Raw genomic sequence first — 10518 nt, 5'->3', positions numbered from 1 at the left:
CATGAGGTTCCAACATATATCGATAAGGAAGTTGCGGCACTGAAACTCATTTCAATGGGTGGACGTATCGATGTACTCACACCAGCTCAAGATATGTACCTTAATTCTTGGGAGCACGGTTCATAAATGATGGTTGATATTGCATGACACTCATCATGGTCGTCGATGACGATCAAGATCTCGCCGAAATGCTTGGAATTGTTCTTACAAGTTCTGGCTTCGATGTAGATATGGTGAGTAGAGGAGATGAGGCGCTGGAGGTATTTAGAAATAATCCTCCGGACCTCGTCTTACTTGATGTCATGTTGCCAGGAATAGATGGCATAGAGGTCTGTCGATTAATTAGAAAAGAATCGATGGTCCCAATAGTTATGCTTAGTGCAAAAGGTGAGACACAGGATGTTGTGCGCGGTCTTGAAGCAGGCGCCGATGATTACATGCAGAAGCCTTTTAGAGATAAAGCTGAACTAATTGCGCGTATTCGCACTCGTTTGCGCCACACGAATTCTGATGTCACGGGCCTTCTTTCAATCTGTGACATTACTATCGATGTGACAGCACATGAAGTTCGTCGTGGTGCAACTCTCATTCAATTAACCCGTCTTGAATTTGATTTACTTGTGGCGCTAGCAAGAGATCCAGGTCGCGTATTTACGCGCGATGCTCTCTTGAGCGAAGTCTGGGGCTATCGTCAAACAACTGATACCAGACTCGTCAATGTGCATGTGCAGCGACTTCGTTCGAAGGTTGAACACGACGCCGACCGTCCGGAAATTATTATGACGGTTCGTGGCGTCGGCTATAAGGCGGGCGGAGCGGCTTAACATGAACCGTTTACGACGGTCACTCAAACATTCGCTAGTAACACGAGTGATTCTCTCAACGCTGTTACTTTCATTAATCGTGGTCTGGCTTACAGGATCTGCGCTGTATTCACGTCTGGCAGATGGAATCCTGGCGACTAGCCTGAACTCTTCACTGGCTGAAGCGCGATACACATTTTTTAATGCTGAATACCAAGTTCTTGCTTCGCAAACGATGACAGTTCAAGCCCGTAAAGAAGCTCTTGCTGAATTCGTCGTGCGTACCTCGACCCAAGGAATTAATGAGGAGCGGCGAGAAGTAATTTTTGTGAAGTCTCCAGGAGGACCCACTACAGCCAATTCTTATGAAATGTCTTCAAATGTAATCAAAAGCTCATCGATTCCTAAAAATCTTCGTGCCCAGATCAAAAAAGATGCCAAACTTCATTATGCCTACGGATCTGCGCGGTATGACAACAGGGAGCGCATTGATTCTCTCTTTGTAGGTCAGAGAATTATTATTCCAACTGGGGGGCGTTACGAGATTTACATCATCTTCTCGCTTAAGAACCAGACGGCAACAGTAGATCTCATCTTGAACTCACTTCTCATTACTGGAGTCGCTCTGATTTTCCTGATTGGACTTATTACCTGGCTGGTAGTGCGACAAGTGGTACGACCCGTTCGTGAAGCAGCACGAATTGCTACTCAGTTTACCCAGGGGGATTTCACGCAGCGGATGAAAGTTGTTTCAACCGATGAGATGGCCACGCTGGCAATTTCTTATAATGAGATGGCGCTCTCAATTGAAGAGCAAATTACTCGACTTGAACATCTCTCACGAGTCCAGCAACGTTTTGTTTCAGATGTGACCCACGAGCTTCGAACCCCTTTGACCACACTACGTATGGCATCAGAGGTAATCCACATCCAACGCACTTCTTTTGATCCACTCGTTGCCCGAAGTTCCGAGTTGCTGGTTGCACAACTAGATAGATTTGAGCGCTTGCTAGAAGACTTACTTGAGGTAAGTCGCTTTGATGCCGAAGTTGCTGTTCTGGAACCAGTTGATTTTGATGTCATTGGCCTGATTAACCGATGTGCCGCAGATTTCGATATGGGGGGCACTGTGCCAACACGTGACATACAGGTAGAGGCAGATCAAGAGTGTGTCACTATCAACGCTGATATCCGCAGAGTTGAGCGCATCATGCGAAATCTCCTCTCAAATGCCCTCGATCACGCTGAAGGAAAGAAGATTGTTGTCAACGTTGTCGCTACCGATACTGAGGTTGGTATTGGTGTTCGAGATTACGGGTCAGGACTAGATGAATCCGCCCTCACTCGCGTCTTTGATCGGTTCTGGAGAGAAGATCCATCACGCGCTCGAGTGCGCGGTGGAACTGGCCTAGGCCTTTCCATCGCACTTGAGGATGCTCGTCTTCACAATGGTGAATTAGACGCTTGGGGACGCCCACACCAAGGAGCTCACTTTGTACTTACCTTGCCTCGCAAGGCTGGCGAGTTAATAAATTCAAGGCCCATTAAGGCCACACCAAAAGATTTCCACCAAGAGACTTTTTATCAATAGCCACTAGCCTCCACTGCAGCAGTATGGCTAGATGAATCTATTCAAATCACTTGAAGAGTTAATTTTTCCTGTTCGTTGCTTAGGGTGTGGCGCTCTAGGTTTAGAGATCTGTTCCCAGTGCAGAAAGTTCTGGCAGCCAAGAATTTTGAGATCTCACTCCCGCCGAAAACCACATTTCCCCATTTACTCTTCAATTCCTTATTCACCAATTGCCGGGAAAGTTTTATTGGCTGCCAAAGAACATGGATTACACCGAGCAGATGAGTTGATGGTCAGCGCTCTTTCTCACTCACTCTCTCACTGTTTACAAGAGCAGGGAATAGGATTTTTAGTCCCAATACCATCGCGAAAGACTGTGGCGCGATTACGTGGAAGGCAGTTCATCAGTGAACTTACACGAGAAATTGGAAGCGGTGCACTGGTGCGAACCTGTGAAATATTGACTCATACCCGGGTTGTCAAGGATCAATCAAAGCTAGATGCGAAAGAGCGGGGAGAAAACTTAGAGGGGGCACTGAGTTCACTGCGGTATCTCAGTGGAAAGGCAATCATCGTTGATGACCTCATCACAACGGGGGCGACTCTGCACGAGGCTGCCCGCGCATTGCGTGCTGCAGGCATTGAGGTTTCGGGTGCGATTACAGCTTGCGTGGCAGAACCTCTACGATAAGGGGGCTCGAATAGGGCACCCATTGTGCGCAATGGAGGTTGGCAATCGGAAGGTATACAGATGGCATCAATTCTCGACCGCATCATGCGAGCCGGCGAAGGAAAAATCCTTCGTGACTTAAGCAAGGTCGTCGAAAAGGTCAACGCCTTTGAAAGTTCAATCTCTGCACAATCTGATGACCAACTGCGCGCCAAGACTGAAGAATTTAAGAATCGACACACGCAAGGCGAGACCCTCGATGATTTACTTCCCGAGGCATTTGCAGTTGTTCGCGAAGCTGCAAAGCGCACACTTGGCCAGCGTCACTACGACGTTCAGATCATGGGTGGAGCGGCGCTTCACCGTGGCAATATCGCAGAAATGCGTACTGGTGAAGGTAAGACTCTTGTTGCAACACTTCCCTCATATCTCAACGCCCTAGCTGGACGCGGAGTTCACGTTGTCACAGTCAATGATTACTTGGCTGAACGCGACAGCGAATGGATGGGTCGTGTTCACCGATTCCTTGGCCTGAGCGTTGGTGTAATTCTAAATAGCATGACTTCTGCCGAACGCCGTGCGGCATACGCTTCTGATATCACTTATGGCACAAACAATGAATTTGGTTTCGATTATCTTCGTGACAATATGGCATGGTCACTTGAAGATTGCGTGCAGCGCGATCACTTCTTCGCAGTTGTCGATGAAGTTGACTCCATCCTTATCGATGAAGCTCGTACGCCACTCATCATTAGTGGACCAGCAGATAAGGCAACGAAGTGGTATGTCGAGTTTGCAAATATTGCTACCAAACTACAACGCGATACCCACTATGAAGTTGATGAAAAGAAGAGGACTGTTGGAATCCTCGAAGATGGTGTCACCAAGGTGGAAGAGCTACTCGGGATTGAGAATTTATACGAAGCTGCCAATACAACCCTGATTGGTTATCTGAATAATTCAGTCCGTGCCAAAGAGCTATTTAAGCGCGACAAAGACTATGTAGTCATGAATGGCGAGCTTCTTATTGTCGATGAGCACACCGGCCGCATGCTTGCCGGCCGTCGTTATAGCGAAGGTCTCCACCAAGCGCTGGAAGCGAAAGAGCGCATCGAAATCAAGGATGAGAATCAAACCCTTGCCACGATCACACTTCAAAATTACTTCCGACTCTACGAAACTATTTCCGGTATGACTGGAACAGCTATTACAGAAGCCTCGGAATTCCATCAAATTTATAGGCTAGGTGTGGTTCCAATCCCAACAAATCGCCCGATGCAACGTATTGATGAAGCAGATTTGGTCTACAAATCTGAGGTAGGCAAGTTTGCCGCTGTTACCCGCGACATTGTCGAACGTCATCGCAAAGGCCAACCGGTATTGGTTGGAACAGTCAGCGTTGAAAAATCAGAAGAACTTTCGGCATTCTTAAAAAAAGCAGGCGTTCCTCACGAAGTTCTCAATGCTAAGCACCACGAGCGTGAAGCAACGATTATTGCTCGCGCTGGAACAAAAGGCGCGGTCACAGTTGCTACAAATATGGCAGGCCGTGGAACCGACATCATGTTGGGTGGAAACCCAGAGTTCATGGCTGACTTTGAATTACAGCGCAAGGGAATTTCACCGGTAGATAACGCCACCGAATATGAGGCTGCATGGCCGGCAGAGATTGATAAGCAGAAGGGTGCAATCGCCAAGGAGCACGAAGAAGTTGTCACACTTGGTGGTCTTTATGTTCTTGGCACAGAGCGCCATGAATCCAGGCGCATTGATAATCAGCTCCGCGGAAGATCAGGACGCCAAGGCGATCCTGGTGAATCTCGTTTCTATCTCTCACTACAAGATGATTTGATGCGCAGATTTAACTCTGGAATTGTTGAGCGTGTATTAGGAGCAGCTGGCCTGCCGGAAGATGAACCGATTGAATCAAAGATGGTTTCTAATGCAATTCGTTCAGCCCAGACCCAGGTGGAAGCGCAGAACTTTGAAATCCGTAAGAATGTCCTTAAATATGACGATGTCATGAACCGCCAGCGCGAGGTAATTTATGCAGAGCGCCGCTTAGTGCTTGAAGGCAAAGATATTGGAAGCCAAGTCGGTGATTTCATGTCTGACACCCTTGGTGCATATGTTCAGGTCGCAACATCCCAGGGCTATGCCGAAGATTGGGATCTTGATCAACTCTGGACAGCTCTCAAACTTATCTATCCAATCTCCTTTACTCCGCAAGATTTAGAGCGCGAATTTGGTTCACGATCCGCACTCGATATCGAAATCTTAGAGACACGTGTTCTAGATGATGCCATTGCTGCATATGAAAAGCGGGAAGCAGAGTTAGGAAATGAAGTGTTGCGCGAATTAGAGCGGAAAGTATTGCTCTCTGTCCTTGATCGTAAATGGCGTGAACACCTCTATGAGATGGATTATTTGCAGGAAGGTATTGGTCTGCGTGCCATGGCCCAACGTGATCCACTTGTTGAATATCAACGTGAAGGTTTCGAACTCTTCTCAGCAATGATGGATGCTATTAAGGAAGAGCTAGCCAGCCTGGTCTTTAACGTTGAGGTCACAATCGAAGGCGATGGCTCAGAAGTGAAAGCACGCGGAGTTAATGACAAGCCAGCAAATACTGCTCCACTTCGTTACACCGCAGCAGATGAAAATGGCGTTGTTACTTCCGGAGAAGTCTCGCGTAATAGCCCTTGCCCATGCGGTTCTGGCAAGAAATTTAAGCGCTGCCACGGCGCTGCTTAATTTACTTTAGATCAGACGCAGGGCAGTGCAGAGCCAGTGTCCATCAACACCTTCAAAGCGAATAACAATTGCGCGAAGTCGATTTGCAAATCTGACTGTCACGGTTGATTCACAAATACCATCTAGTGGTTCTGATTGATGGATACTTTTTATCTTTCCAATTTCATTTTGGCTACCAGTCTTACGTAGTAGCTCCAGATAGATAACGCGATGGCAGGAACGAATTAATTGCGCAGGTTGCCTGCGACCAGCCCAAATTTCAAGGACGCTCACAATAAATTTCATCGTCCATTGATGTAAGTCCGGCAGGTCTGAGGCTGAGGATGGGATAGGCAGCTCATCCGGTTCAATCTCTTCCCCGAAGGTAGAGGGAACCAGGTAGAGCTTTGCCACTTGTGATGGCATCACGGGCGCCGGCGGAGCAAATAAATCTAGAACGGGATGGCTCCAGAGCGCCGGATCCTCGGTACTAGAAATCAATTGCAGATAAGGCTTGGGGCGCGGAAATTGATATGGATGTATCTCTGTTGTCATGGGTGCATAGTGGGGTGAGTTAGTCACTTAGCAATCATCTAGAAAGTTGAAATACGCTCATCCTTTCGCTGTACTGTGCAAAAAGTGAGATCTGATGTGTAACCACCCTTTTACGCTGCCGCCATGGCCCTTAAGAAGCAGAAGAACACACGATTCATTCTCTCAATTTCACTTTTCATAGCAGCGCTCTTATCTTCTTTTCTGATGTCGATTGCAGCAAATCAGAGAGAGAAATTCTGGGTGGCAAGTAAGCCGATCGCATCAGGAACTTCCGTCGAGAGCTCAGACCTTAACCTCATCTCAGTCACGCTGGGGTCAGCTCAAGAAAGATATGTACCGGCTGACTCTGATCCCTTTGGCCTAGTTACACGGCGCAGCATTGCATCGGGAGAGCTAATTGAAGTTGATGCGCTCACAAATCAATCATCTTCTGCTACACACAAACAGATTTCCCTCAGCCTGCGTTCGGTCGACATTCCCACACGAGTCGGTGCTGGCGAGATTATCAGCATCTATCAGTTACACGATGAAAAGAACGGGGAAAGTCCGCAAGCCCCCACCTTCATCCTCGGGGGAGTCTTTGTCGTGTCAATCGATAGAAAAGGATCAAATTTCGGGGGAGAAGTTGCGATGACAGTGTCAGTTGATGGTGAATTTATCGCTGACGTATTAGCGGCAACCACTAGCGGTCGTTTGGTCGCCGTACGAGCACATGGCTAAGTCAGAACACGCTACTGCGGTCACAGCGATCCACGGATCTGACTTTGAAAGCTTTGCTGCAAGTACTTTATTTAGCCAAGGATGGAACGTCTTACATCGCGCACTAGACTGGTCATCTCTTCATGAGTTTTTGCAGGGATTAGAGACACCGCCAGATGTATTACTTATCTCCACAGATTTAGAGGGGATAGAGCCGCAATCTCTGGGTAATCTGGCTGATAGCGGCATGAGAATCTTTATCTTTCGAAGGCGCGCGGAAGATATACGCCAATTTCCAGATTCATTTGCCGAGCCCACCGTTGCCCTCGAGCTAATTGCTATGATTCGCGGTTCCATCAGAAGGCCGATGCTCAGAGTCAGTGAGCCAATCACCGAGGCTACCCGAGCACATATCTTGGCAATTGCCGGGGCACACGCTGGTGCGGGGTGCACATCGTTAAGTATCAATATCGCAACAGAACTTAGCCTGTTGGCAAATAAAGTTCTCATCATCGATGGCAACTCGTTTGCTCCCGCCATAGCCATTCTCCTAGGCCAACAAGGGTTGAATTCAGCAAAGAGTTTTCAAAAGATTGCAAATAATCTGTGGGCGCTAGAGATTACTCAAGAAAATATTGGCGAATCAATCGCGCTACTAGATGCTGCCAAGCTGGAGTTTGATTACATCGTAATTGATACCGGTGTGATCACCGAACTTGCGCAAGTGCTTCGAGGACAACGTTGGACCGGTGAGATTCTGCTCTGGGTCACTTCTCATGCCCAGGAGCTGTGGATTATTGCCAAATCTAACCGAGTGGGAATCGAGCGAGTTCGGAGGATCTCACAAGCTCTTTCACAGAACTCGATTAAGCCGGCAATCTCCTTTGTGCAAGCAGCGTCGGCTCAAGGCAAGAAGGGTGCGATCTATGACGAAGCTTTTTTGGCCACTGCAAGGACGATTGGCCCTAAGAAAATTCTTACGTATCCAGCAGATGCGCGTTCGATATCAATGGCCGAGAGTGAACAGGCATCTCTCTATGAATCAAATGAGAGGAGCCTGCTACGCAAGAGTATTGCCAGTTTGGCCGGTGAAGTAGGGGGATAAGTTCTTATAGGCTAAGCACATGCGCGCATACATCGGTGTTACCGCTTCTGAAGTTCAAGAATTTCTCCAATCGGGGGAGTTCGATGTCAGTGATGCCTATGCCGCGACTCCCACATTTATATCCAGCAATAGCGATCTAGATGAAGAAGAAGTTGAATACACCCTTTCACTCATCGCAGCTGAAGATGCAGTGGAGTTACTTGCTGCCGCTGTTGGTACTGCCTGTGTTTTAGCTCTGGAAGTTCCTGAATCAATCATCGATGCAGAGCATGAAATGTCGATCTCGCTCTCTGCTCCTTTGCAGTGGGATTCGGTGCAATGCTGTTTTGAGGTTTCACCTGATGGTCAGGAACTGACCTGGTTTGCCACACAAGAGATTGCCAGCAATCTGGCAGCGTGGCTTGAGTAAGGATTACCAATATGGCATCGATTGAAGAATTTGTGAAAAAGCGAAGCCCGCTGACTGATATTCATATCCACCGGCTACGGGAACTGATAGCTGATTGGCAACTTCTTTCAGATTTATCTTTTGCCGACCTAATTCTCTGGGTTCCACTGCGAAAAGATTTCAAGAGCTGGCCTACCGGTTACGTCGCAGTTTCACATATCAGGCCAACAACTGCCGCGACCCTCTTTCCGCTTGATGTCATTGGGGATGAAATCGCGCATGGTGCGCGCAAATATATAGATCAAGCACTTGCTAGCGCTGAAATTGTAAGAAATACCGAACCAGAACCAATGGGTGAATTCTCTGTCAAAGAAGAGACTATCCCCGTAGTAATTGATGGCCTTGTTGTTGCGGTTATTTCGCGCCATAGAAATGCTGAGCTTATGCGTCAACCCAGCCGATTGGAGCTTAACTATCGCGAGATTGCTAATAATTTATATCGAATGATTACTGAAGGAAGCTTTCCCTACCCAGATGCGGGATCACTTTTTGATCCTGCACCACGTGTGGGTGATGGATTGATTCGTCTTGATGTCAACGGAGTTGTCTCCTATGCAAGTCCGAATGCGCAATCAGCATTTAGCCGCTTAGGTTGGGTGCACGAAGTTGAAGGTAGTGAGTTGGGAACTCTTGCGCAATCACTAGCTCAACACAGTGCCGATGCCCAAGAAGAGAGCATCTCTGGGGTGCTTACCGGCAAGTTACTGAAACGAGTTGAGATTGAAAATGCTGGCGGAACTATCTCATTCACAGTCCTTCCGCTGATTCAAGGTGAAAACCGGATTGGCGCAATCGTTTTACTCAATAACGTCACTGAGATTCGCAGGCGCGAGCAAGAGCTAGTAACAAAGGATGTGACTATCCGCGAGATTCATCACCGAGTAAAGAATAATTTACAGACTGTTTCAGCCCTGCTCAGATTACAAGCTCGCCGCATCAATGATCCCAACGCTAGCGCGGCACTCAATGAAGCAGTTCGTCGGATTGCATCCATTGCCTTGGTACATGAAACTCTCTCCAATACCCCCGATGCATCCGTGGGATTCGATCAGGTGTTAGATAGTCTGGTCACGCACGCACTAGAACTGAGCCCGCGCATGAATGAATTACGTATCGAGCGAACTGGCATTCTTGGTCCGCTTGATCCACGAATTGCAACACCGCTAGCCCTAGTGATTACCGAACTTATTCATAACGCCCTTGAACATGGATTAGCTGAGGAGGGTTCAGTGCTGGGAATTCATGTGGATTCAGGGAATTCAGATATTCAAGTAATTATTTCAGATGACGGTGTGGGTCTACCTGAAGGATTCGATATCGCCAAATCCCCAAACCTTGGTCTGCAAATTGTGCGCACGCTGACTGAAAATGAACTCAGCGGCACGCTCTCATTAGTCTCTGATGAAACTCAGACGAAAGCTATTGTGGTTTTCCCCAACACTAAATAAAAATTGTAGGTTAAGCGATTCCGTTATCTATCAAGCGAGCACGGTTACGAGCGGCGCGACGTTTAAGGGCGCGACGTTCATCCTCTGAAAGTCCGCCCCAGACACCTGCATCTTGACCTGATTCCAGCGCCCAGGCAAGGCATGGATCTTTTACGATGCAGCGATTACATACCTTCTTCGCTTCTTCAATCTGGCTAATTGCGGGGCCAGTATTTCCAACGGGGAAGAAGAGCTCAGGATCTTCATCGCGACATGCAGATTGATGTCTCCAGTCCATGGCTCACCCCTTTCAATTCCAGATTCAAATGTGTGCACAACTCATGCGTGCAAGAGGATTATTCTCCCTGTTACTGCTTAGTTTAACAATAAGGTGGTCGATAAGATTTTGCGCTTTAAAGTGATTTATATCCCTCTTGCGGTGATTGTGTTATGAAAAAATTGAGCGCAGTTGGTGCTAGTGCCCCCGACAGGAATCGAACCTGTGCAC

10 protein-coding genes are annotated in these 10518 nt (G+C 47.8%); 8 read left to right on the top strand and 2 right to left on the bottom strand.

Annotation, left to right across the window (positions count from 1 at the left end; translation table 11 throughout):
* The first annotated feature begins 143 nt into the window (after positions 1–143).
* The 4 genes from mtrA to secA are packed head-to-tail and all read left to right on the top strand — an operon-like array spanning position 144 to position 5797.
* Complete coding sequence (gene mtrA, locus AC9UEP_RS05085; protein ID WP_509544647.1) at positions 144–824, top strand: MtrAB system response regulator MtrA; 681 nt, start codon at positions 144–146, stop codon at positions 822–824.
* Between the two features lies 1 nt (position 825).
* Complete coding sequence (gene mtrB / locus AC9UEP_RS05080; RefSeq protein WP_509544645.1) at positions 826–2394, top strand: MtrAB system histidine kinase MtrB; 1569 nt, start codon at positions 826–828, stop codon at positions 2392–2394.
* Between the two features lie 31 nt (positions 2395–2425).
* The gene (locus AC9UEP_RS05075) at positions 2426–3064 is read left to right on the top strand and encodes a ComF family protein (RefSeq protein ID WP_509544643.1); all 639 of its coding nucleotides are present in this window, start codon (positions 2426–2428) and stop codon (positions 3062–3064) included.
* A gap of 60 nt (positions 3065–3124) precedes the next feature.
* A complete protein-coding gene (gene secA / locus AC9UEP_RS05070; protein ID WP_509544641.1) occupies positions 3125–5797 on the top strand; it encodes a preprotein translocase subunit SecA in 2673 nt (890 codons plus the stop codon).
* A 6-nt stretch (positions 5798–5803) separates the two neighbouring features.
* Here the strand turns inward: secA and AC9UEP_RS05065 are convergent, their stop codons facing one another.
* A complete protein-coding gene (locus AC9UEP_RS05065) occupies positions 5804–6331 on the bottom strand; it encodes an Rv3235 family protein (RefSeq protein ID WP_509544638.1) in 528 nt (175 codons plus the stop codon).
* A gap of 123 nt (positions 6332–6454) precedes the next feature.
* Here AC9UEP_RS05065 and AC9UEP_RS05060 point away from each other — a divergent pair, with 123 nt between their 5' ends.
* The 4 genes from AC9UEP_RS05060 to AC9UEP_RS05045 are packed head-to-tail and all read left to right on the top strand — an operon-like array spanning position 6455 to position 10031.
* Positions 6455–7051, top strand: coding sequence for a flagella basal body P-ring formation protein FlgA (locus AC9UEP_RS05060; protein ID WP_509544636.1), 597 nt, complete (start codon positions 6455–6457; stop codon positions 7049–7051).
* Complete coding sequence (locus tag AC9UEP_RS05055) at positions 7044–8135, top strand: CpaE/TadZ family protein (RefSeq protein ID WP_509544633.1); 1092 nt, start codon at positions 7044–7046, stop codon at positions 8133–8135. The genes AC9UEP_RS05060 and AC9UEP_RS05055 overlap by 8 nt, the downstream gene beginning before the upstream one ends.
* Before the next feature lie 19 nt (positions 8136–8154).
* Complete coding sequence (locus tag AC9UEP_RS05050) at positions 8155–8544, top strand: DUF6912 family protein (protein WP_509544630.1); 390 nt, start codon at positions 8155–8157, stop codon at positions 8542–8544.
* Between the two features lie 11 nt (positions 8545–8555).
* Positions 8556–10031 carry a sensor histidine kinase gene (locus AC9UEP_RS05045; protein ID WP_509544627.1) on the top strand — a complete coding sequence of 492 codons (1476 nt, stop codon included), beginning with the start codon at positions 8556–8558 and terminating at the stop codon, positions 10029–10031.
* Positions 10032–10041: 10 nt separating this feature from the next.
* Here the strand turns inward: AC9UEP_RS05045 and AC9UEP_RS05040 are convergent, their stop codons facing one another.
* The gene (locus tag AC9UEP_RS05040) at positions 10042–10308 is read right to left on the bottom strand and encodes a WhiB family transcriptional regulator (RefSeq protein WP_509544624.1); all 267 of its coding nucleotides are present in this window, start codon (positions 10306–10308) and stop codon (positions 10042–10044) included.
* Positions 10309–10518 lie beyond the last annotated feature (210 nt).

This window comes from Candidatus Planktophila sp. (assembly GCF_040402315.1).
In the GTDB taxonomy this organism is placed as follows: domain Bacteria; phylum Actinomycetota; class Actinomycetes; order Nanopelagicales; family Nanopelagicaceae; genus Planktophila.
This window is presented reverse-complemented; position numbering and strand designations above follow the sequence as displayed.

Excerpts from the sequence above, each read along its gene's own strand:
- mtrA (WP_509544647.1), top strand. The coding sequence starts at position 144 with ATGACACTCATCATGGTCGTCGATGACGATCAAGATCTCGCCGAAATG.
- mtrB (WP_509544645.1), top strand. The coding sequence starts at position 826 with ATGAACCGTTTACGACGGTCACTCAAACATTCGCTAGTAACACGAGTG.
- AC9UEP_RS05075 (WP_509544643.1), top strand. The coding sequence starts at position 2,426 with ATGAATCTATTCAAATCACTTGAAGAGTTAATTTTTCCTGTTCGTTGC.
- secA (WP_509544641.1), top strand. The coding sequence starts at position 3,125 with ATGGCATCAATTCTCGACCGCATCATGCGAGCCGGCGAAGGAAAAATC.
- AC9UEP_RS05065 (WP_509544638.1), bottom strand. The coding sequence starts at position 6,331 with ATGACAACAGAGATACATCCATATCAATTTCCGCGCCCCAAGCCTTAT.
- AC9UEP_RS05060 (WP_509544636.1), top strand. The coding sequence starts at position 6,455 with ATGGCCCTTAAGAAGCAGAAGAACACACGATTCATTCTCTCAATTTCA.
- AC9UEP_RS05055 (WP_509544633.1), top strand. The coding sequence starts at position 7,044 with ATGGCTAAGTCAGAACACGCTACTGCGGTCACAGCGATCCACGGATCT.
- AC9UEP_RS05050 (WP_509544630.1), top strand. The coding sequence starts at position 8,155 with ATGCGCGCATACATCGGTGTTACCGCTTCTGAAGTTCAAGAATTTCTC.
- AC9UEP_RS05045 (WP_509544627.1), top strand. The coding sequence starts at position 8,556 with ATGGCATCGATTGAAGAATTTGTGAAAAAGCGAAGCCCGCTGACTGAT.
- AC9UEP_RS05040 (WP_509544624.1), bottom strand. The coding sequence starts at position 10,308 with ATGGACTGGAGACATCAATCTGCATGTCGCGATGAAGATCCTGAGCTC.